25 protein-coding genes are annotated in these 23,708 nt (G+C 30.6%); all 25 read right to left on the bottom strand.

Going from position 1 to position 23,708, the window contains the following annotated elements:
* Positions 1 to 20: 20 nt before the first annotated feature.
* The 25 genes from L3B98_RS10150 to L3B98_RS10270 all read right to left on the bottom strand — a co-directional run bounded on the left by L3B98_RS10150 (position 21) and on the right by L3B98_RS10270 (position 23,706).
* Positions 21 to 752, bottom strand: a complete 732-nt coding sequence (locus L3B98_RS10150; RefSeq protein ID WP_015394567.1) for a FliA/WhiG family RNA polymerase sigma factor — start codon at positions 750 to 752, stop codon at positions 21 to 23.
* Positions 753 to 802: 50 nt separating this feature from the next.
* The gene (locus tag L3B98_RS10155) at positions 803 to 1,444 is read right to left on the bottom strand and encodes a flagellar brake domain-containing protein (RefSeq protein ID WP_238916523.1); all 642 of its coding nucleotides are present in this window, start codon (positions 1,442 to 1,444) and stop codon (positions 803 to 805) included.
* Between the two features lie 12 nt (positions 1,445 to 1,456).
* Positions 1,457 to 2,311, bottom strand: coding sequence for a MinD/ParA family protein (locus tag L3B98_RS10160; RefSeq protein ID WP_015394569.1), 855 nt, complete (start codon positions 2,309 to 2,311; stop codon positions 1,457 to 1,459).
* On the bottom strand, positions 2,305 to 3,630 hold the full coding sequence (gene flhF / locus L3B98_RS10165; protein ID WP_238916524.1) for a flagellar biosynthesis protein FlhF: 1,326 nt from the start codon (positions 3,628 to 3,630) through the stop codon (positions 2,305 to 2,307). Before flhF ends, L3B98_RS10160 begins: the two co-directional genes overlap by 7 nt.
* Entirely contained in the window at positions 3,631 to 5,697 is a 2,067-nt protein-coding gene (gene flhA, locus L3B98_RS10170) for a flagellar biosynthesis protein FlhA (protein WP_238916525.1), read from the bottom strand.
* A gap of 208 nt (positions 5,698 to 5,905) precedes the next feature.
* A complete protein-coding gene (locus L3B98_RS10175) occupies positions 5,906 to 7,744 on the bottom strand; it encodes a fused FliR family export protein/FlhB family type III secretion system protein (protein WP_238916526.1) in 1,839 nt (612 codons plus the stop codon).
* 13 nt (positions 7,745 to 7,757) lie between these two features.
* A complete protein-coding gene (locus L3B98_RS10180) occupies positions 7,758 to 8,027 on the bottom strand; it encodes a flagellar biosynthetic protein FliQ (protein WP_015394573.1) in 270 nt (89 codons plus the stop codon).
* A gap of 10 nt (positions 8,028 to 8,037) precedes the next feature.
* A complete protein-coding gene (gene fliP / locus L3B98_RS10185) occupies positions 8,038 to 8,817 on the bottom strand; it encodes a flagellar type III secretion system pore protein FliP (protein ID WP_015394574.1) in 780 nt (259 codons plus the stop codon).
* The gene (locus L3B98_RS10190) at positions 8,807 to 9,205 is read right to left on the bottom strand and encodes a flagellar biosynthetic protein FliO (protein WP_238916527.1); all 399 of its coding nucleotides are present in this window, start codon (positions 9,203 to 9,205) and stop codon (positions 8,807 to 8,809) included. The genes fliP and L3B98_RS10190 overlap by 11 nt, the downstream gene beginning before the upstream one ends.
* Before the next feature lie 9 nt (positions 9,206 to 9,214).
* Entirely contained in the window at positions 9,215 to 9,712 is a 498-nt protein-coding gene (locus L3B98_RS10195; protein WP_238916528.1) for a flagellar basal body-associated FliL family protein, read from the bottom strand.
* A 61-nt stretch (positions 9,713 to 9,773) separates the two neighbouring features.
* On the bottom strand, positions 9,774 to 9,965 hold the full coding sequence (locus tag L3B98_RS10200) for a flagellar FlbD family protein (protein ID WP_077365543.1): 192 nt from the start codon (positions 9,963 to 9,965) through the stop codon (positions 9,774 to 9,776).
* A gap of 223 nt (positions 9,966 to 10,188) precedes the next feature.
* Positions 10,189 to 11,262 (bottom strand): flagellar hook-basal body complex protein, encoded by a 1,074-nt coding sequence (locus L3B98_RS10205; RefSeq protein WP_238916529.1) that lies wholly within the window; start codon positions 11,260 to 11,262, stop codon positions 10,189 to 10,191.
* 150 nt (positions 11,263 to 11,412) lie between these two features.
* Positions 11,413 to 11,811 carry a TIGR02530 family flagellar biosynthesis protein gene (locus L3B98_RS10210; protein ID WP_238916530.1) on the bottom strand — a complete coding sequence of 133 codons (399 nt, stop codon included), beginning with the start codon at positions 11,809 to 11,811 and terminating at the stop codon, positions 11,413 to 11,415.
* A gap of 9 nt (positions 11,812 to 11,820) precedes the next feature.
* Entirely contained in the window at positions 11,821 to 13,029 is a 1,209-nt protein-coding gene (locus L3B98_RS10215) for a flagellar hook capping FlgD N-terminal domain-containing protein (RefSeq protein ID WP_238916531.1), read from the bottom strand.
* A gap of 12 nt (positions 13,030 to 13,041) precedes the next feature.
* Entirely contained in the window at positions 13,042 to 14,430 is a 1,389-nt protein-coding gene (locus tag L3B98_RS10220; protein ID WP_238916532.1) for a flagellar hook-length control protein FliK, read from the bottom strand.
* Positions 14,431 to 14,519: 89 nt separating this feature from the next.
* Positions 14,520 to 14,963 carry a flagellar export protein FliJ gene (gene fliJ / locus L3B98_RS10225; RefSeq protein ID WP_015394582.1) on the bottom strand — a complete coding sequence of 148 codons (444 nt, stop codon included), beginning with the start codon at positions 14,961 to 14,963 and terminating at the stop codon, positions 14,520 to 14,522.
* Between the two features lie 153 nt (positions 14,964 to 15,116).
* On the bottom strand, positions 15,117 to 16,433 hold the full coding sequence (gene fliI / locus L3B98_RS10230; RefSeq protein ID WP_238916533.1) for a flagellar protein export ATPase FliI: 1,317 nt from the start codon (positions 16,431 to 16,433) through the stop codon (positions 15,117 to 15,119).
* 169 nt (positions 16,434 to 16,602) lie between these two features.
* The gene (locus tag L3B98_RS10235; RefSeq protein WP_238916534.1) at positions 16,603 to 17,388 is read right to left on the bottom strand and encodes a FliH/SctL family protein; all 786 of its coding nucleotides are present in this window, start codon (positions 17,386 to 17,388) and stop codon (positions 16,603 to 16,605) included.
* Positions 17,372 to 18,388, bottom strand: coding sequence for a flagellar motor switch protein FliG (fliG, locus tag L3B98_RS10240; RefSeq protein ID WP_015394585.1), 1,017 nt, complete (start codon positions 18,386 to 18,388; stop codon positions 17,372 to 17,374). The genes L3B98_RS10235 and fliG overlap by 17 nt, the downstream gene beginning before the upstream one ends.
* Positions 18,389 to 18,393: 5 nt before the next feature.
* A complete protein-coding gene (gene fliF / locus L3B98_RS10245; RefSeq protein ID WP_077365559.1) occupies positions 18,394 to 19,965 on the bottom strand; it encodes a flagellar basal-body MS-ring/collar protein FliF in 1,572 nt (523 codons plus the stop codon).
* A 20-nt stretch (positions 19,966 to 19,985) separates the two neighbouring features.
* The gene (fliE, locus tag L3B98_RS10250; protein ID WP_015394587.1) at positions 19,986 to 20,303 is read right to left on the bottom strand and encodes a flagellar hook-basal body complex protein FliE; all 318 of its coding nucleotides are present in this window, start codon (positions 20,301 to 20,303) and stop codon (positions 19,986 to 19,988) included.
* Between the two features lie 13 nt (positions 20,304 to 20,316).
* The gene (gene flgC, locus L3B98_RS10255) at positions 20,317 to 20,724 is read right to left on the bottom strand and encodes a flagellar basal body rod protein FlgC (protein ID WP_015394588.1); all 408 of its coding nucleotides are present in this window, start codon (positions 20,722 to 20,724) and stop codon (positions 20,317 to 20,319) included.
* Between the two features lie 75 nt (positions 20,725 to 20,799).
* Entirely contained in the window at positions 20,800 to 21,198 is a 399-nt protein-coding gene (gene flgB / locus L3B98_RS10260) for a flagellar basal body rod protein FlgB (RefSeq protein ID WP_077365561.1), read from the bottom strand.
* Positions 21,199 to 21,619: 421 nt separating this feature from the next.
* On the bottom strand, positions 21,620 to 22,519 hold the full coding sequence (locus tag L3B98_RS10265; protein WP_238916535.1) for a flagellin: 900 nt from the start codon (positions 22,517 to 22,519) through the stop codon (positions 21,620 to 21,622).
* 182 nt (positions 22,520 to 22,701) lie between these two features.
* The gene (locus tag L3B98_RS10270; RefSeq protein WP_343073680.1) at positions 22,702 to 23,706 is read right to left on the bottom strand and encodes an SGNH/GDSL hydrolase family protein; all 1,005 of its coding nucleotides are present in this window, start codon (positions 23,704 to 23,706) and stop codon (positions 22,702 to 22,704) included.
* Between the last annotated feature and the right edge of the window lie 2 nt (positions 23,707 to 23,708).

A 23,708-nucleotide genomic window follows, 5' to 3' on the forward strand; every position in this document is an offset into this window, starting at 1 on the left:
TTCATTTTAATATGTATAATTTAATCCATATAATGCAGTTTTCGCATACATTCTCTTAAACTACTTATGGCTCTGCTATGTAATTGACAAACTCTAGATTCAGATACACTTAATACTGCACCTATTTCTTTTAAGGTCAAACCTTCATAGTAATATAGATTTAATACTGTCTTGTCTTTTTCTTTAAGCAATTCTATTGCCTTAGTTAATGTCTCCAGCTGCTCCTTATCCTGCAGATAGGAATCAGGACTTGGACTATTTTTATCTTCTATTATTCCAATAAGATTTACATCTTCATCATCCGAAAAAATAACATTTTCCAAGGAGACCATAGAAATGTAGTTGATATAATTTTCAATTTCTGCAACTTCGCTTAAAGATATACCTAAGTGCTTTGCAATTTCATCACAGGATGGCTCTCTGAGCAACTCAGCTTGTAAAGTATCAATTGCTTTATTATATTTATTTAGCTTGTCCATAGCTCCTTTAGAAATTGGTCTATTCTTTCTCAGTTCGTCTATCATTGCACCTTTAATTCTTATGGATGCATAAGATGAAAATTTCATTCCTTTTGTGCTATCAAACTTATTAATAGCATCCATGAGTCCAATCATACCATGACTCACTAAATCTTCATATTCCATATATTTATTTTTACCGAACATAACCCTTGAGGCAATATATTTTACTAATGGAATATATTCTTGTATTATTTGTTCTTTTCCATCAACATCTTTCTTTAATGCCTGCATACCCTCATTACCTCCCCATTTTTTTCTCATCTCTATTTTCCATCTAACATTTATACATTAGATCTTTGTTTTCTAACTATCTGGAAAAGTTCTTTGATAATAATTTCCACTTGTGTAGGCATGATGTCAACAAATCTTAAACCACATAATTTCTCTTTATCATCAGCTATTACACTTCTCACAAATTCACATCTCAATTCAAATTCTATCTTAGGAAGCTTAAGATCAACTAAAATTATGTCACCTTTCCTCAAATCCTCTTTAGTCTTCAGCCTTAAGCCACCAGCGCTTACGTCAACCATTAACCCTTTTTGATAAGGTATACTCTCAATATCATCCTCATCTATATTTGTTATTTTCTTAAATTGTATTTCTTGTACTAATTCAACCCTAAAAAAATTTCTTCTTTGTATCTTGGCCACATTAAAAGGTGTAGATAATCTGTAGTATATAATGTTTCCTTCTTTACCTCTTGAAAGCACCGTGCAAAAGAAATTATAACATCTGCTTTCATCTAAATAAGAATTAATCTCAATTTCTTCCCCTGTATGTAATACTAAATAATCTCCATCATATACCGGTACATTTATTCTCAAAAATTCATCTTCAACGTCTAAGATTAGCGATTTGTATGCTTTTTCATTTGCCACTATCTCTATTCTGTCATTAACTTTTAAGTTAAAATCAATCACCTTTAAATCCTCCTATGAAAATATATTGAATAGTCTTTTAAATAACCCCTTTGCTCCATTTAAAGAATTAACTTCTTGGCCCATAAGCTTCATGGCTATATTATGAATATCATTAGCTGCATCGCAATTTGGGTATAATACCACAAAAGGTTTTTGTTGTCTTACGCTTTGAACTAATTTCCTATCTTCCAGTATACATCCTAAGTATTCAATATTAATCTTCAAGAACTTACTAACTGCCCTGTCAAATTTTTTATAGGTTTCTTCTCCTTCTTCCTTTGTAAAAGCCTTATTTACAACAATTTTTGCTGTAGTCTTAAGCTTAAAATGATCAGTAGCCTTAATTAAACTGTAACCATCAGTTAGAGATGTTGGTTCAGGAGTCGTTAAAATAATTAACTCTTCAGAAGCTGCTATAAAAGATAATACATCCTTATTAACCCCTGCACCTGTATCCATTAAAATGTAATCATACTCGTCTAAAGTTTCAAGTTTCTCCAAAAAAAGTTTTCTTTCTTCTTCCGTTAACTCTTGAGCTTTATTTAATGCAGATCCAGCTGGAATTAAATTTACACCATTAGTTCCTTCTACAATTATATCCTTTATTTCAAGTCCAGTAAATACTATATCAAATATATTATGTTTAGGATATAATCCCATTAAAACATCATCATTTCCCATTCCTAAATCAGCATCAAAAATCAGAACTTTCTTGCCTTGATTTTGAAGAGTTATGGCTAAATTTACAACAAAATTACTTTTTCCAACTCCACCTTTTCCTGATGTCACAGTTATTATTTTAGTTGCAGAATTTTTTTCATCCTCTTCATTAACCAATCTTCTTAAGGCTTCAGCTTGATCTAGCATATAATTTCCTCCCCTAGGATGAAACTTGCAATCTTTTCCTTGGTTGGTACCATTATATCATCTGGTACATTTTGTCCAATAGTAATAAAACTAACTGGTTTATTCGATAATTTTGCTATATTATATAGAGACCCATATACTGTAGTTTCATCAAGTTTTGTAATAATTATATTATCAAAGTCAAGTTCCGCATAACCTTTTAATATACTTTTAATATCACTATTTTTAGTAGTTGCACTTATTACCATATCGACATGATCAGGGTTCGCCTTTTGTACAAAAGCTCTTAACTCAGAAATCTGCATTGCATTTTTACTGCTTCTTCCTGTTGTATCAATAAGAATGACATCACATTCCTTCATAGCTTCTATTGCTTCTTCCATTTCTTTCATGGTAATTACAACTTTAAATGGAATATTCATAATTTCCGCATATGTCTTAAGCTGTTCAATTGCTCCAATTCTATAGGTATCAACTGTAATTAATCCAACCTTCTTCTTTTCAACAAGAGCTAATCTTCCTGCAAGCTTTGCTATAGTAGTAGTTTTACCTACACCAGTAGGTCCAACTAATACAACTCGTCCAGTTAAATTTTGTCTAGCTACTAATATGTCTCTTTCAAATACATCTCTTAATATTTCTATTTCATCAATATCTTCAGTTTTCATTGTTTCTGCAACACTTAAAATATCATCTTGAAGTGCTTCATCAATATCTAGATTTTTTAGTCTTTCTTGAAGAAGATTTTCTGAAATTTCTCCATAAGTACCTGTCTTTATTACTTTATTCAATAAATCCTTTAATTCAGTTACTTCTTTATGTATTGATTCCATACTTGAATTTTCTTCATCATTACTTTTTACAGCTTTTGTTTGGATCTTATCAACTTTGTTTATTTGAGGTATATTTTCTTCTTTACTCGTAGCTGTTTCTTTTTCAACATTAGTATTATGTTCTAAAATTTTATCAAATAATGTTTCAGCCTTTACCTCTTCTTTGATTATATTATTACTATTAGAGGATAGCATTTCATTCTGCATGAGTTTTTTTATGCTTTCTAAAGAATTCCTAAATTCTTCTTCTTCATCCTTTTGTTTATAGTAATTTTTATCTTGTTTAAAACTCCTATTATCTTTTTCCTGATCTGTAGAATTTTCAACAGCTGCCGTAACTTCAATTAGTTTTTTTGATAATAGCCCTATGATTCCAGGTCTTCTAACTTTTCTTTGGCTTATGATAATAGCGTCTTTTCCTAATTCGTATCTAATTCTAGTTAAACCTTCGTTCATGTCTTTCACAAGATATTTTTTAATAATCATCTAAATTCTTATGACTCCTTCACTATTAATTTGAACATCATTTGGTATTTCATTTAATGAAAGTACCATAATATGTGGAAATACCATTTCAATTAATTTTCTAAATACAGGTCTTATATTTGGTGAAACCAATATTATTGGCTGATTATTATAGAAATATACTGATTCAACAGTATTTTTAATACCTGTAAGTATATTAGTTGTCGTTTCTGGGTCAACTGTTGGGAATGAACCTTGAACAGATTTTTGTATATTACTTGATACTATTTCTTCAATGCTAGGATCTAATGTTACAACTGTAATTGTTCTGTTCTCATCAACCACTTGATTACAAATAGTTCTTGCCAATGCAAATCTAACATATTCAGTTAATACTTCTAAATCTCTAGTATTTTTTGAGTTATCTGCTAATGATTCCATTATAGTAACTGTATCTTTAATTGGCACTTTTTCTCTAAGTAAATTTTGTAATACTTTTTGAAGTTCACCAATTGATAACAAATCTGGTATAAGCTCTTCAACGACTGCACTATATTTTTCTTTTGCATTATCAACGATAAGTTTAACTTCTTGTCTACCAAGTAATTCATAAGAATGACTCTTAATAGTTTCAGTTAAATGCGTTACCATAACAGTTGTTGGATCAACAACTGTTAATCCTTTAATTTCTGCTTCTTCTCTTTGATCCTTATTTATCCAAACTGCTGGAAGACCAAAAGTTGGTTCAACAGTCTTTATACCAGGGATATCTGAATTTTCCCCAGTAGGATCCATGCAAAGCAACATGCTTGGCATTAAGTCAGAAGACACAACCATAGTTCCCCTTATTTTTATTATGTATTCGTTAGTTCTTAATTGAAGATTATCTCTAATTCTTATAGGTTGTACAACTATTCCCATTTCAATAGCACATTGTCTTCTAACTGATGCTATTCTTTGAAGTAAATCCCCTCCAGAAGCTTCATCTGCAAGCGGGATAAGACCATATCCAATTTCCACTTCCATTGGTTCTACAGAAATTAAATTCATAACATTTTCTGGCTCTTTACGTTCTGCTTGAATAATCTCTTCTTCCTCTGAAACAAAATCCTCCATTTGTTTATTAGCAGCATCTTTATATAGCAGATAAGTTAGAGATCCCATTGCTAAAGAAGCTGCAAAAAATGGAATTTTAGGCATACTAGGCACAATCCCTAAAAATAACATTATTGCACTAGCGATTCCTGTTGCTATAGGAAATCCTGTTAATTGTCGTGACAATGTATCTCCTAATGTTTCTGAACTTCCTGAACGTGTTACCAAAATACCTGAAGCTGTTGATATTAATAAGGCTGGGAGTTGACTTACAAGACCATCACCAACAGATAAAATAGTATATGTTTGTGCAGCAGTAGCAGCACTCATATTCTTCCCAAGTATTCCAATTATCATTCCACCAACAATATTTATAATCGTAATTATAATTCCAGCTGTAGCGTCACCTTTTACGAACTTAGATGCACCATCCATAGCTCCATAAAAATCTGCCTCTGATTGAAGGTCTTTTCTTTTCTTCTTTGCTGTTTCTTCATCTATTAACCCTGAATTTAAGTCAGCATCAATACTCATTTGCTTACCAGGCATAGCATCAAGAGTGAATCTTGCAGCTACTTCTGAAACTCTACCTGCACCAGCAGTAATAACCATAAATTGAATTACGACTATAATTAAAAATATTACAATACCAACTACATAATTTCCACCTATAACAAAATTTCCAAAGGCTGTAATAATTGTTCCTGCATCTGCATCGAGCAGTATTAACCTTGTGGATGATATGTTAAGTGCTAATCTAAACAACGTTGTAACCAGCAATAGCGTTGGAAAAACGGATAATTGTAATACACTTGTTGTAAACATCGTAATCAATATTATAATTATAGAAATTGTTATGTTTAAAGCTAAAAGTAAATCTATAAGTTGTTTTGGTAATGGAATTACAATCATTAGTACAATAGTAATAATTGCAAATGCTATAATTACATCCAAATTATCCTTTATATTCAGCCTTTTGTTACCAAACTCCAAAATTTAAACCTCCCATTCATATTTTACCACCATAATTAAAATCTAAAGGGCATATTTATTTCAAATTAAATCAAATTGTATTATATATCTATATTCTTGCTTAATTGCGTTTATCCTTCTAAATAATTCAAATTTCAATCATTAAATATCAACATATTAGTGATAAAAATTTGATATTTGAATATTATCAATTAAACATTGACATTTCTTATTTTTTAAGTTTCATTACTACAACTAAAACTTCTGCAACAGCTTGATACATATCCTTAGGTATATCTTCGCCTATTTCCACTCTATCATACATCAATCTTGCCAAAGGTTTATTTTCGATGATCGGAACATTATTTTCTTTAGCAACATTTTTTATCTTAAATGCAATGTAATCAGCTCCCTTAGCTACTACCTTTGGTGCTTCCATATCTTTACCTTCCTCATATTTTAAAGCAATTGCTAAATGAGTAGGATTTGTTATTACAACTGTTGCATCTGGAACAGAAGACATCATTCTTCTCATTGATACTTCTCTTTGCTTCTGCTTAATTTTTCCCTTTATTACTGGATCTCCTTCTGCATTTTTATATTCATCTTTAACTTCTTGCTTAGTCATTTTCATATCCTTCTTGTACATTTTCTTTTGAATGTAATAATCTATGGCTGCAATTACAACAAGTACTATACAAATCTGCTTAAAAATTCCCACTACTAAATTTTTAACTTCATCACTCAAAGAAGGTAGGTAGAGATTTGAAATTCCTAATAAATTTTGATAATTTCCTGCTAAGTATTTATATGATATTATCGATACAATTGTTACTACAACAATGTTCTTTAACATATTTATCATGCTTCTTTTTGAAAACATATTCTTAAATCCAGAGAATAAATTCATTTTCCCAAAAGATGGTTTTAATGGTTCCGTAGTGAACATAAACCCTGTTTGCATTATACTTGCTACAATTCCACCTATCATTAAAGGAAAAATGAAAGGAAATAAGTAACTTGCTGTTTTCATTGCAACAGTAGTTACTATATATGAAAGTGATGCCTCATTAAAGCTATCCAACATTGGAAATCTAAAAAAATAAACTATTACATCCTTAAATCCACTTGTTAATACTCCCCATGAAGCAGATATTACTGCCGTACAGATTATCATAGTTATTGCAACAGAAACATCTTTACTCCTAGCTATCTGACCTTTCTTCTTAGCATCACCTTGTTTCTTTGGTGTAGCTTCTTCAGTTTTGTCATCAGCTGCAAAAATAAGCAATAATGGAACTGCAGGAATTAAATTAACTATTTCCCGGAAAATATTTGGTAAATTATATATAGCTGTACCTAGTAATTTAAGCATTAATGGCAATAGTATAGTATATGTAATTAACCCTAGCAAATTTTTTATTGGAACACCAAAAATCATAATAGGAATAGTTGGTACTGTTCTTGAAATCAGCCCCAAACATACATCCGTCATAACAATTATTAATACTACTGGAATTGCTATCTTTATTCCCAAAGTAAAAAATGTTGAAATTGTCTGCATTACTCCCATTAAAGTTTCTTGATATACAATTGTTTTTCCAATAGGAACTATTTTAGTACTCTCCACTAACATATTTATAACTATATGATGCCCATCAATAATAAAGAAAAATGCTACTGCAACAAAGTGTGAAAAGTTTCCCAGTAAAGTTGATGAACTTTGACTTGTTGGATCTATTACTGATATCATTGAAAATCCTGCATGTATATCCATCCACTCTCCTGCTAGCTTAGCAGCATGAAAAACCAAACTTGTAATATATCCCAAGATTAAGCCCGTAGTAATTTCACTTACAGCATATATTATCAATATATAACTACTATTAATAGTATTAACTGTAGAATAATCTATTCCAGACATCATCCCAAAAGCTAAAATTAAAGAAAAAACACCTTTCATAATTTCAGGTGTTCCAGTTGGAAAAAATACTTGAACCGCTATAAAATATGAAGTTAGCCGCAAAACTAATAGAAACAATGCTAGAAAGTAGGCTATATCTACCAAAAGCCTTCCCTCCTTATGTAATTACTTTTGATATTAAATCAAAAATCCTATGTGTAAAAGACATTATCGTTTCAAGCATCCAACTTCCTAAAAATATTCCCACTGCAGCTGCTGCAATTAATTTAGGTACAAAAGTTAAGGTTTGTTCTTGTATTTGAGTTGATGCTTGTAATATACTTATAATCAAGCCTAATACAAGTACAACTATCAATATAGGTGCAGCTACTTTTGCTGCTGTTACTATTGTATCTTTAACTACAGCAGTAAGCATTGTCTGCGTCATAATTTTCACCTCACATAAAACTCTGTATTAGTGATTTAGTTAATAAAAGCCATCCATCTACCATAACAAATAGTATTAATTTAAACGGCAAAGATACCATTGTAGGAGGAAGCATAAACATACCCATAGACATCAAAACACTGGCAACTACCATATCAATAACTATAAATGGTAAATAAATCAAAAATCCTATTGTAAATGCTGTTTTTAATTCACTAATAGCAAAAGCTGGAATCAAACTTGTAAATGCTACATTTTCTCTTGTTATATTATTTGCGTCCACACCACTAATATCTACAAATAATTTCAAATCATCTTGTCTAGTTTCTTTTAACATAAATTCCTTTAATGGTTTTGATGCCTCTTCATAGGCTTGTTCTTGTGTTATTTTATTATCTAAATAAGGTTGTATTGCATTTGTGTTTATTTGAGTATATACAGGTCTCATAATAAACAAGGTCAAAAATATTGCAAGCCCTGTTAATATTTGATTCGGAACTGCCTGCTGCACTCCCATTGCACTTTTAAGAAACGAAAATACCACGACTATTCTAGTAAAAGATGTCATCATTATAACAATTGAAGGTAGTAATGATACAATTGTTAAAAATATTAATATCTTTATACTAGCAGCATAATCTTGTGGAGTACCATTTTGATTTCCAAGAGAAATATTTAATTGTGGCATATTAGTATTACTCGGAGCAGCATATGCATGTACAGTTGAAAACATTATTATTCCAATAGCCATCATAAAAACAAATGCTATTTTTCTTTTATTATTTTTCATGCTTCTCTTCCTTTGATCCTATATTCTTAATCGTCTTTGAAATCATCCCTTTAAATTTAAGTCCTGCCTGCTTGTAATTTTTAATTATTTCCTCATTGGACTTCTTCTTATCTTCTTCAATGTTTTTAATTTCATATTCTGATAGTTCTGATAACTTTTCCATATGTCCTGCTGTACTAGTCATTATGTATCCTTTTTCTCCTATTTTAACTATCAATATGGAATTTTCTTTTGTAATCTGGACTCGATCTATAACTTTTATATATTTATTATTATTAATAACATTATATTTTGAGCCCATAACTTTAAAACTTAAAAACATTAAACCAAAAGTAACTCCCAATGCAAAAATAAGTTGTCCCAATGATTTAAATAATTCAAAATCCATTTTGTCTCCTTACTGAACTAACATACTTTTGAATCTTATATCTGTAATTTTTCCTTTAGTTAAATCTTTATTTATAGCTTCAATTAATTCCTTTTTCATAGTCTCTCTATTTGCCACATTATTTATAAAGTCAGCTTTTTGACTCTTAAAGAAAAATATAATATCATCTCTTATAACTACTTGATTTTCAGTTAATTCTTGTTGAAACTTTGTTTTGGTTTTATCATATCCTAAAGATAATTCACCCTTAAAATATCTTTTACCACCTTCATCAGCCAAATTAACTGTGAATTCTGCTAAATCCATATAAGCATTTTCTACCACAACTTCTTGTGCTTCAACAGTTTTACTTTGCTTCATAAACAAATATACTCCACCGAAGGTTGCAGCACCTAAAACTAATAATCCTAAAATAAATAGAACTACCATTACCCCTTTATTACTTTTACCGCCCTTTTCAACATTTTCAGCAGCATCATTTTCTTTATTCTTTTTTCCAAAAGCCATTATATTCACTCCTTACTATTGCAACTCTCTCTAATAATAATTAATTAATGCATTTTATTTATTATACCTTTAATGTAAATATTTTATTTTTATATACCATGACAGCATTTTTAACTTCATCAATGCTTTCAAGAACTATATATTTTCTCCCATTCGTTAATGTTATTATTGTCTCAGGCACTTCCTCAATTTTTTCAATATGATCTGCATTTAATACAAACTTTTCATGATTCATTCCCGTTACATTTATCATAACTTTTCACCCCTTTAATATTAACTGTACAGTTCACAATACACAATCATTTTCTGCTGTATATTTACCAAAATATTTTATATTATGTTAAAAAATACACCCACTAATTGTGCATTGTGCATTGTGCATTGCAAAATTCACCCTAAATAAATTTTGTAATCCCAATTTTAATTTATTGCAAGTTGAGATATACTCAACTTGCATTAATTTAATTTTCTCTTAATTATCTAACTAAACCTGTTATAGTTGTAAGAATTTCATCTCCAGTAGATATCAACTTTGACGCAGCTTGGAAACTCTTAGATGCTGTTATCATATCTGTAAATTGTTCTGTTAAATCTACATTTGATCCTTCAAGGGCACCTTGAATCATAGATCCATATCCAGCCGAATTATCTGGTGTTGTAGCAGTTTTTGTTGTTGCATTAACTTTTCCATTTTTATAAACAGTTGGTCCTGAGTTTGAAGAATTTAAACTCATATTTCCTCCAATATCTGTTAATCCTTCTGGATTTTTAAAGCTCGCCATAGCAATTTGACCTATTGCGGCTCTTTTACCACTTCCAAGTACACAAGTAATAACTCCATCTGATCCAATTTCATATTTTTTTACTGGATCTTTTACAGCTGAAGCTCCAGTTCCAACTGTTATACTGTCAGGTATTGCCAAAGGTTTCATTGTATTATCAGTTGTAGCTTGTAAATCCTTCATATCTGCATTTACATAAGTGGCTTCTATAGCTCCACTAGTAGCATTATATGCTAAACTAGTAGCATTAGCAGTCCCACCTGTATTGGTTGCACTAGTCATGTAATATCCCATAACTCTATGACCATCAGCAGTCAATAAATTTCCTTGATAATCTAATGTAAGATTACCATCTCTTGTAAACAACGTTTCAGAAAGAGTTCCTGTAGCTGTTGATGTTGTAGCAAGTCCATCAGCAGGAGTAATTGTTATACCTCCTGTTATATCGCCTTTAGCCACTACTAGATAACCATCTCCATCTATACATACATCAAGACTTCTTCCTGTTGCTAGAGCATTACCTTGTCCCATTACTTTATTAATGCTTGAAACCTGCGATCCAAGACCTACTTGTTTAGCATTTGTACCACCAAGTGCTGAAGTTGGTGCAGTTGCTTCACCTGCATTTTGATATAACATATCCTTAAATCTTACACTTGACGATTTAAATCCTGTAGTTGATACATTTGTTATATTATTACCGATAACATCTAATTTCGTTTGATTAACCTTCATTCCGCTTATTCCAGAATACATAAATCTTAACATAAACGTTCCTCCCATTTATTATATTTTGCCTGCTTCTGTCATTCTGCAAGCTTAGCCCCGTCGTATCAGTTTGCAGTTTACAAGGTACAGTTTACAGTTTCTTTCAACTGTAAATTGTAAACCCATAACTGTAAACTGTCCAAAGTCCAGCTATAATATCACAACACTATCTATATTTGTAAATATGTTGTCCTTTGCTCGATCCTTTTCTACAGCTGTTATTAAAGTTTTGTTTTCAACACTAGCTATTAACGCTACATCTTTATATAACATTACTGTATTTTTAGAATTCTTGTCTTTTGCAATTTCAAACCCTTTTTCTATTTCTTTCATATCATCTTCTGTAAAATTAATTTCATTAAGTCTTAAAGCTGCATGCTTTGATACTGTGAATCCAGCATCTTTAGCCTTAGCATTCTCAAGCAGATCCTTAAAACTTGACTTTTCACTATTTTCATTAGTAACATTTGCTTTACTTTTTTGGATAAAATCTATTTGAGCAAAATTTCCAATAGGATAAGCTTGGCCATTAATTATTCTATAACTCATTGTCCTCACCTAACCATTTTGAACTTCATTAGCTTTTTGTATTTGCTCATTAATAGTATCCGAAGTAGAGGTATTACTTGTAGAACCCTTAACATCATTTGTTTGACTTGCTAATTTTGCTTCTGCTGCTGCCTTTTTAGCTGGATCAGTTGTAGTAGATGTATAATCTTCAAGTTTAACATTCATATCCTCATCAGTTAAATTTCCTGATTTCACTATTTCAGAGTATGGATAATCTGTAGTTGTAACTGTTTCTTTTCCATCTGCATCAAAGGTTGCTACACTTACTTTTGCAACATTATTTTGAAGGAATGCTTTTTTAACAGTTCCTTTTACTAAAGATTTATTTCCATTGTCATCAGTGTGAACAATAATGACTTTATTGTCAGCATTATTAGCTAAAGCTTTAGCTGCTGTAAGATCAGAATTTTGAATATAATCTTCAAGTGTTACATTCATATCTTCATCTGTTAAGTTACCAGCTTTTACTATTGAAGAATATGAATAATCGGTAGTCGTAGTTGACTCTTTTCCATCAGAATCATAAGTTGCAACTCTCATTTTTACTACTCCATTATCTAGGAATGCACTCTTAACTGTACCTTTTACTACTGACTGAGTACCTTTGCTATCAGTATTTAAAATAACAACTTTATTATCCTTATTACTAGCCAAACTTGAAGCTGCCATAAAATCAGAATTAACAAGCATACTAGCACTTGTATTTTCTGTAGTTCCCAACACAGATTTTAATGTACTCGCTTCAAATACTTTAGATACAATTTTCCCACTTTCCTTCACATCAACAGATAAATACCAAGTATTATTCATTCTAGATACACCTTTTACAATACCTGTGTAATCATACCCATCAGTATCAGCAACACCAACTGTAACCCCTTTTCCAAGCAAAGCTTGATATGAATAAGCACTCATAGTCTTATTTAAATCACTCATTTGTTGCATTGTGGTCATTTGAGCCATTTGAGTAACATATGCAGTATTATCTTGACTTGAAGAAGGATCTATATTCTTCATTTCTGCAACCATTATCTTCAGAAAAGATGAACCATCCAAATCATTATCTCTCGACCTTTGAATCAAAGTTCCCCTATCTGTAGTTTGTTTTCCATAAGTGTTTGCTCTTTTTGCTGCTGCTGCGTTATCAACAGCCTGTTTACCTGTGATAACATTCGTAGTATTCATTTGAGAATCCATAATTGTCACCTCCTATGCAAAGAAATTAATATTATTATTCTCTTCAGCTAAATTTTCTTCTATTTCTTCACCTGCTATGCCTTGAGCATTTGATACTCCACTTTTAGCATTACTGTTTTGTTTATTTTGTTCTCCTGCAAGTTCTCCTTGAAAACTTTGTCCCTTAAAGAAAGTAGTATCATCTTGATAAAGTTCAATATTAACATCAGAGATTTTTATATTTTGTTCACTTAACTGCTTTTTAATTTCTGTTAAGTTTTGAGAAAGTAAAGCTGTTGTCTCTTTTGAGTTAGCTTTTAAATTTGCTTTCATAACTCCATCTTCTTCAACTAATTTAATAGTAATTTCACCCAAGTTTCCTGGGTTTAGCTTTACAGTTAATTCTTTTAGTGAATTATTACTCATATACTTAACATCTTTTATCAAGTCATCTGTAAAAGTAGCCTTGTTAATAGTAAGCCCTCTAGCTACAGTATTTGCTCCCTGATTTTGTATTGAAGCAGTTCTTGATGCAAACAAATTAATTTTATTTGAAGAATCATCCTTTTTATCATCAAGTAAAGAATTCAAGAATTTATCTTCCTTTGAAAGTTCCTTATTTTCATTAGAAGTTGACGAATTTTCTTCTTGACTAGAACTATCACTATTACTCTTACTTTGTGAATAACTCTTATTTAAAATATCTTCAAGAGTTAATACTTTATTAGTTTGAGCATGTTTATTATCTAGTATATTTGATATTTCTGACATTAAATTCTTAATACTGTTCTTGATATCTTTAGTAGCTTCTGATTTATCATCAGCTAAGCTAGTACTTAAATTACTTAAAATTTTATCTACTAATTTCAAGGAATTAGTATCCAACTTATCGGATTCAATCTTTAAAACTCCCATAATTTTTTCCAATAAATTATTGGAATTATTGTTTGAATCTTGTTTTTTATTAATTTGCTCAAGTATTGCTTTTAACATATCAGAATCAACTTTACTATTTCCTTTTAAATCTTCTTCTTTTATTCCAAATTGTGCTAACAAGTTCAATAATTCTGCTAATACATCATTAACTTTATCTTTAGAATCAGATTTACTATCTTCTTCTAATTCTTTAAGTTTTTCATTCAATTCATCAACCTTATCATCAGTTTTAGGTGTACTCTCTGTATCAACTTTCTTACTATCATTTGGAACTTCTTTTTGATTATAGTCCTCTACCTTTTCAGCATCTCTTTCTTTTGTAGAAGTTTTTGAATCTAATACATTCTTAAAATCTTCGCTTTTGTAAGTAGATTTATATAATTCAGAATTTGATTTATCTAACGAAGTACTTGTTCTGTAATTCTTTACTGAAGTATCTACAGTATTCATTAATGAATCAGTTGACGTTTTAATAGCCATAACCATATATTCTCACCTCCTTTCAATGATCAAAATCAATTATCAATGAACAAATACTTATCTCTTCATTAACAATTGAGTATTGAAAATCACTTTTAATTCCCTATCCCACTATTTCTAACATATGCATAAAGAGCTAATTCATCAAGATTAATTTGTTCTATTCTATCTTGTTCCTTAACATATGCAGAGTACTTTTTTTCCTTCAAAGTTTGAACAGTTTTTCTTTCCATCTGCTTAACAGTAAGATCTCTTCTTCTAACATTAATTTCCTGTTCTTTTTTTTCCAAATCTTTCTCTGTTGTTTCTATTCCACTTTGAAGTCCTTGAAGATAATATCTTTTCAATTTTTGATATACAACATCTTCATTTGGAGATATTCCATTATATTTGTGAAAATTCTCATTTAATTCTTCTAGCTTTTCTTCTATCCTCTTTTTTTCTCTTTGACTTTCGGTAAATAATCTTTTGCTTTCCTCTTCCTTAGCTATTCTTATTTCAAGAAGTTTTTCTAACCCAAACTTAAACTTCTCAGCCAAAGTAAATCCCCCTTTATTTTAGTTTACAGTTTATGCCCTTTAGAGTACCCTGTGGGCAATTTACAGTTCACAGTTATGAGTTAACAGTTAACTGTTATTATATGAAATTTTATAAATTAATTGTTATTTATAAAATTTAATAAGTATTTCTCTTTATTTAAACATCGATACTAAACCATTTTGTGTTTCTTCAAAACTTGATTTTTCTTCAATCCCTTGACATAGGAACTCATTTAACATTTCATTATAATTAATGGCCATATCTATTTTTCTATTACTTCCTTTTACATAAGCACCTATATTAATCAAATCTTCTGAATCTTTATAAGTAGCTAAAAGGTCTCTAGCTATCGATGCAGATTTTTTATGTTCATCTGGTGCTATTTGACTCATAAGTCTGCTGACACTATTTAGTATATCTATAGCTGGATAGTGATTCTTATGCGCTAAATCTCTAGATAAAACTATATGTCCATCAAGTATACCTCTTACAGCATCTGCTATTGGTTCATTAAAATCATCACCATCAACAAGAACTGTATAAAAAGCTGTAATTGATCCATCTGCTGAAGTACCTGATCTTTCCATAAGCTTAGGAAGTTTTGCAAAAACAGAAGGAGTATATCCTTTTGTTGCTGGAGGCTCTCCTATAGCAAGTCCAACTTCTCTCTGAGCCATAGCAAATCTTGTAACTGAGTCCATCATAAGAATTACTTTTTTTCCTTTATCCCTAAAGTATTCTGCTATTGCAGTTGCTGTTAATGCACCTTTAATTCTTATTAAGGCTGGTTTATCAGATGTTGCACATACTACAACTGATTTTTTCATGCCTTCCGGTCCTAGATCCTTTTCAATAAACTCTAAAACCTCCCTGCCTCTTTCTCCAATAAGTGAAATAACATTAACATCAGCCTTAGCTTCTCTTGCTATCATACCTAAAGTAGTACTCTTACCAACTCCACTACCTGCAAAAATACCAATTCTCTGTCCATCTCCACAAGTTAAAAATCCATCTATTGCTCTAACTCCTGTTGGCATTATTTCTTTTATTCTTTTTCTTTTCAATGGATCTGGAGCTTCATTTTCCAAAGGATACTCTTCTCCATCCATTGATATACTATCACAATCAAGAGGTTTACCAAGACCATCAATTATATGTCCAAGTAATTTATCTGAACACTTTATACTCAGTGGTTTACGCTGTGGTACAACTCTACAGCCTGGTGAAATTCCAATAAGTTCATCTAGAGGCATAAGAATGACAAATTCCTCTTTAAAACCAACAACTTCACAATTTACCGGAAAATTTCTTTCATTATATATGATACAAAGTTCGCCAACAAAAGCTTTTATTCCTTGTACTTCAATTGTAAGTCCTATTACCTTTTTTACAACGCCCTCACAATATATTGTGGATATATTATTGACCTTTTTAGTCAATTTTTGAAAATCCAAATCTAGCTCTAGCATTCTCCACCCCCACTTGTGCAGTTTACAGTTGTCAATTCACAGTTTACAGTTAATGATCAAATTTCTACGAAATTTCTTTTTTTATAATCTCAGCTTGTGAGTGAAATTTTAATTTTTATTCATTAAAAACTCCATAGGAGTTTTCTCCTCAACTATAAATTGTAAACTCTTAACTGAATAAAGCCTTTCGTATTTGTTCCATGCCAGTATCTACACCTATTTTTACAATACCACTTGGCTTTTCTAAAATTGCATTTCCTGGATTCATAAAATCATCAGCAACTACAAAAATTTCATTTTTTATACCATAGGTCTTTGTCCATAATACCGATTGTTCTTTCAGTTCTTCAACATGAACTGAGTTAACCTTTATAATAACATTTTCCTCTCCCTTTGAAAGCTTAAAGGCTTCTTCTATAAGAGAGTTCATAGCATCATCTTTACTTAAAGTCTTTTGGGTAATTCCTTCTGCTATCTCCAGTGCTAATTTAACTATTTCAACCTTTTTATGTTCTAAATACTGCTCATAATTTTCATTAGCCGATTTTAAAAGTTGCTCAGCCTTAGCTACAATTTCTGCTGCTTCAGCCTTTGCCACTTCAACATTTTCTTCATAAGCCTTTTTATATCCATCATCATATCCATTTTCAAGTCCTTTGGAATAGCCTTTTTCATAAGCCTGCTTTTCTGCTGAGTCAGCTTCCATTTGTGCTCTTAGAGCTATAGCCTGCTTTTCCCTTTTAGCATCTTGAATTATTCTTTGACCAATATCTTCATAACGCTTTAAAAGTTCTTCTGGATCAACTTGAGGTACTTTTTCAACCTGTTCTTCTTCGATTTCTTCTTGTTCAAAAGTTGGAAATTCATGTTTTTTACCAGCATATTCTGTTGAAATAACCTTGCTTTCTCCTGATTTAGCAAAGTTTTTCTTTATTAAACTATACGATGATTGCATCTTCTCCACCTCTTGAAATAATGATTTCATTTGCATCATCTAATCTTCTAATAACAGCAACAATCTTTTGTTGTGCCTTTTCAACATCAGTAATTCTAACTGGCCCTAAGAATTCCATATCTTCCTTTAATGCAGCTGAAGCTCTCTTAGATTGATTTCTGTAAATAGAATTAGCAACCTCATCAGAACATCCTTTAAGTGCAAGTGCAAGATCACCAGATTCAACTTCTCTAAGAATTCTTTGGATAGAAACATCATCAAGAGAAATAATATCCTCAAATACAAACATTGAACTCTTAACTTTATCAGCAAGTTCAGCATCTTCTCTTTCTAAGCCTTCAGTTATATTCTTTTCAGTTGTTCTATCAACTTGATTTAATATTCCAACTAATGCTTCTACTCCTCCTAATGAAGTCATTTCAGTTCTTACAACTGAAGATAACTTACCTTCAAGAACAGCTTCTATTTCCTTAATTACCATTGGTGAAGTATTGCTCATAGTTGCAATTCTATATGCAACTTCACTTTGAGTATCTTCTGGCAGCTCAGCCATAACTTGAGCTGCCTTTTCTGGTTGAAGATAACATAAAATCAACGCTATTGTTTGTGGTTGTTCTGATATAATTACATTTAACAATTGATGCGAATCTGCTTTTCTCGCAATTGAGAACGGTCTGTATTGAGCAGTCGCCTCAGATACTTTCTCTAAGATTTCACTTGCTCTTTGAGATCCTAATGCCTTTGATAATAAAGTTTTAGCATAATCCATACCGCCTTCAACAATATAATCTCTTGCCTTATTTATTTGTAAAAACTCATTTAATATTTCTTCTCTTTGTTCTGATGTAACAGAAGTAATATTAGCAATTTCATAAGTTATTTTTTGAATTTCATTTTCTGGCAATTTCTTTAGTATACCAGATGAAGCTTCTGGACCAAGTGTTATAAATAATATTGCTGCTTTATGCACTCCAGTCAATTTCATTTCTTCCTTTGGCATACTTATCACCTCTCACTTTCAGTCAACCAAGACTTGATAATTTCAACAACTTGATCTGGTTTTTCCATTGCATATTTCTTAATTTCTTCTTCTAAATGTGACTTCTTAGTCTTAGTCTCAAATTCAATAGGTTCAAATGTTTCTGGTTCTTTAGGTATTATCGAATCATCAATTAATGTATCTAACAATTGAGCTTCTTCTTCTTGTTTCTTTCTTCTCTTTCTCATGAATACTATAATACCTGCAATAGCAGCTGCTAAAATGATTGTTCCTAAAATTCCAGCAATAACCATCATCCTATTTCTGCTTTCAGTTGCTACTTGAGCATTCATTGCATCTATATCTTTTTGAGCATCTGCTTGAGCTGTTGTATCAAATGCCATACCAAGGACTGATACTTTATCTCCTCTAAGTGCGTCATATCCAATAACATTTGCAACTGCATTTTCAAGTGCCTGTTGCTGTGTTGCATCTAAATTCCCATCAATAATAACTGATGCTGTAACTCTTTTTATTGCACCTTGTGCGCTTATAGTCTTAGATTCACTTTTCCCAACTTCATAATTAGTTTTTTGATTTTCTTTGCTTGAAGTTGAATTATTTGCATTATTAGTAATTTGATTAGACATATTATTATCTACAGGACTTTGACTTGTAGCTCCTGTACTTCCAGTGTTTGCTTCTTTATTATTTTCTTGACTAATAATAACTTTATTAGGATCAACAGTAGTTTTTGTATCCTGCTTTGAATCAAAATCCAAATCAACATTAACACTAGCTTTAACTTTATTTTTACCAATAATAGGCTCTAATTGATTAATAATTGCTTTTTGAAGCTTATCTTCCTGAGCTTTTACTGCTGCCTGCTGCTTTGAAAGAGCTTCAGAACTAATAGAACCATTTTGCTCAGAATTAATATCCTTAGTTAATAAGTTCATTTTTCCATCAACAATATTAATATTTTCTTTAGGAATATTTTGACTTGCTCCAGATACAATTGCCACAATTGCTTTAACCTGATCTTCACTTAAAGTCTGTCCATTCTTTAGCATCAAAGTAACTGATGCTGTACCAGGCTTTTTATCCTTTGCAAATACAGAATCCTGAGCTTCTGTAATATGTACCCTTGCGTCCTGCACTTGAGGAAAACTTTTTATGGTTTTTTCCAGTTCCCCTTCTTGCATTCTAAGTTTCTTAATTTTAAACTCTTCATCTGTCATACCAAAGGAACTTGCGTTATCCATAAGCTCATAACCCTTGCTTCCAGATGTAAGAGTTGGTGCCAACTCTAATCTCAATTTATCTTTTTGATCTTTTGGAACCCAAATAGTATTAGTATTACTGTCTATTTTCGTTTCAATTTTTTGATCGTTCAGCTTCGTTATTACAGTTTGAGCATCAGCTGGATCAAGATTTGCAAACAAAATATCATATTTATTAGATGATGAATAGACAACTCCACTAACTATAGCTATAATCACTGCTAAAATAGATACAATTATAGCTATTTTTATCTTCTTGTTTTGGGATTTAAACTTTTCCAAAAGCCCCTTAACTTTCTCTAAAAGTTTTTTCATTATTTAGCTCTCCTCACCTACTACAATTGCAACCTTGATAATTGATTATAACCTTCCAATAACTTGTCTCTAGTTTGAGTTAAAAACTGTAAACTTAGACTAGCTTCTTGATTTTTAATCATAACGTCATCTACGCTAACATCTTCACCCTTAATAAATCTTGTTGCAGTTGAATCAGCTGTTGAAAGCTTGTTATTTGTATCTTCCAAACACTTTTTCAAAACATCTCCGAAACCAACAACACCTTCATTAGTTTCACTATTTTCATTACCACTAATCTCATTAAATTTACTATTAAATCTCGCTTGATTTATAGCAAAATTATCCTCTATTCTCATAAATCATTTCCCCCTACTTTCCAATTTCCAAAGCTTTTGAAAACATGCTTTTCAAAGCATTAAAAGTGTCAACATTAGCCTCATAAGATCTTGATGCCACCATCATATCTGCCATTTCATTTAAAACATTAACATTTGGCATAGTTACATATCCATTTTTATCTGCATCTGGATGTGTTGGATCATATACTTTTCTCAATGGAGATGAATCCTTTTCAATTTTAACTGCTTTAACTCCAGCCATTTCTTTATTGGCATCTAGTGCCTCTTGAAACACGGCTACTTTTCTAACATATGGTCCACTTCCATCTGCACTCCTTGTTGTATTGGCATTAGCCATATTAGAAGTTATGGTATCCATTCTCAATCTTTCCGCTGAAAGACCAGTTGCACTTATTTGCATAGAACTAAATGCGTTCATTCACAATTCCCCCTTATTAATAAACACTAAATGTATTGTTGTTTTATACCCTATTTTTTGTAATAAAACACCCTATTATTTCATTACAGTTCTTAAGTCATTAAATTTATGATTTATTTCAGTAATCAAAGCATTATACTTCAGCGTATTAGCTGCTTGATTAACTTTTTCAATATCTAAATCCACATTATTCCCATCATTTTTCATACTAGTACTCTTATCTTGTTCAATTGTAACATTGTCACCATTTGAATTGTTACTCGCTAAATGAGCTGAATTTGTTCTCTTTAGTTCAAAATCTGATGAATCAGATTTTTCTAAATTTTCTTCAAAAACCACATTAAATCTCTTATAATCTTTTGTATTAACATTTGCCATATTATTAGCTATGGCTTTTGCCCTAATATTCGATGCATTAATACCTAATTTTAATAAATCATAAGTACCATCAGTTCCAATAAACCCCGTTCCCATTAATTCACTTCCTCACAATCTCTCTTTAAATTTCAATTAACAAATTCTATAATTCCTTTATATTTAATGATACCTTAAATATAATAATTTGTAAAATTAAATATAATTTTATCTAAGTATGTTTTTTATAAAAATATATATATTTATTATAAAATAAATAGATTTATTTTACCATAAATTTTTGAAAATTTCTCTAGTATTTTTATTTATTCTATAATATATAACAAATTTAGTTAAAACTCTGTTATTAATTCGCATTTTTTGTCTTTATAGCACCCTTAATTAAACACAATTATTATCTTCTAGAATCTTCTGCACGAAAATAGGTAGTTTTAATTACAATGTACGTAATTAAAACTACCTATTTAAAATCCATGCTCTCATAAGCTATAATAATTCTACATTAATATCAATATTCATTCTATCTAACACTTGCTAATACATTCAAAGCATTTTGTGGTAATTTATTACTTTGAGCCATAAGCGCTATAGATGCTTGATAAATCACCTGTGTTCTTGATAGTTGAAGTGATTCTTCTGCAATATCTGCATCTTCAATACTGCTTTGTGCACTTGTAAGGGATTGATTCATACCTGAAATATCATCTAAAGTATCATTTAATCTTGATTGAATAGCTCCATATTTACTTCTTGCAGAACTAATTAATTTACCAGCATAATCTGTCCAATCAATGTTAGTTTGTAATTTTGTTGTATCTGTAACATCAATATTGGCAATTCCTGTTCCAGCATTTGTCAAATTATAAAAAGGAATATCAATGCTCTGATCTGGCAATGCTCCAATTGTTGACTGTCTGTTGACAGGAGTTTGATTGTCAAGAGGCAACTTAGCTGTTAATGCCGATGGCGATGCTACTAATGTTGGATCTTGTGCTAATGTAGCCCCAGAGTTTGACATAACAATTCCATTAAACTTAGTATTTGTAGCTAAATAATCCATGTCTTCTTTAATTTTATCAATTTCAGTTTGAATTATTTTTCTATCTTCTGGTCTAGTAGTTCCTGTCGCAGCTTTAACTGTTAATTCTTTAATCCTCGTTACATTGTTATTCATTTCCTGCAATGCTCCATCAAAGGTTTGAAGCATTGAATTTGTGTCTTGGATATTTTGACTTGCTGCATCTCTACTTAATAAACTTATCTTTATATTTCCTGCCTCAGCTATTTTCCCAGGGTTATCTTTAGCAGAATTAAGCTTCAAACCAGAACCAATATTATTCATTGCTTTTGAGTTTTGCACCAAGGTTCTTTTATAATTCTTATATATCCCTTCTGAAAACATATTATGACTTAATCTCAATCATATCACTCCTTAATTCAATGCTGCCTTTTTATTATATTTAAGCATTATCATAATTCTTTATACTAACTTATTTGACTAATTCCAATTAGTTTCTATCTTTTTTTATTATCGTATTTTATATAAAAAACTTAACAATTATTTTTGTAATACTCAGCAATACACTTCTATTAACATAATAATTAAATCTCATCAACACAAAAACCACCAATAATAATTTTATTTCCAGTACTATTACTATTTCTTTTGTCACTTACTATCATCGTTAGGGTATGTTCTATATCTTCTAAGTCAATCAAATTGATAGTATTTTCAAAATATCCATCTGAATCCATATATAAATCAATATTAAAGGTATAACTATCTAGTTTACATTGCAATATTCCTGAATCCTTAGATACTAAATTCATCATACTTAAATAACTTCCTTTAAATTTAAATATAATACCATCTCCAATAGACTCTGTAATTGCTGCGTTATCAAATTTATTATTTAATTTAAAACTTTGTTCCGCCCAATGCCCATAATATTCTATACAATTATCATCATAAGAATTTATTTTAGGATTCTTAAAAACATAATTTGAAATTGTATCTTCACTTAATTCAACTTTTATATCACTTATATTGATTTCTTCTAAATTTTCTTTTATAATTTCAAAATATAAATTATGTCCTGCATCATTTGGATGAAGATTATCTATAGCAATATCATCCCACTTAAATTTTATAGAACCTATTCTTTTACATACTTCATCTTTAATATCTATGACGGGAATATCATAATAATATGCTATTCTCTTATGTACACTTGTACTGCTATCTGCAAGACCTGTAGGAAGATCAATAATCATGATTTTTTGTGTTATTTTTGCACATTCTCTAATTAAGCCTTCAAAATATTTGCTCGAGTCAACAGAATCATATATCCTATCATTCACTGCAAATTCTACAAAAATTACATCCGGTTTAAAATTTCCTAAATCTCTTTTTAATCTAAAAAGGCCAAAATGAGATGCCGTACTTCCATACCCTAAATTTTTAATTCTTATATCATTATTTTTAGCACTTAAATATTTTTCAAGTTTATACACATAAGATTTTTCATATGCACTAGCACCTGAACCTCCTGTTATAGAACCACCTATTATTGCTATATTAATTTTTAATTCTTCTATTGCTCTAATTA

The organism is Clostridium sp. YIM B02555, from assembly GCF_022320955.1.
GTDB classification, from domain to species: Bacteria; Bacillota; Clostridia; order Clostridiales; family Clostridiaceae; genus Clostridium; species Clostridium saccharoperbutylacetonicum.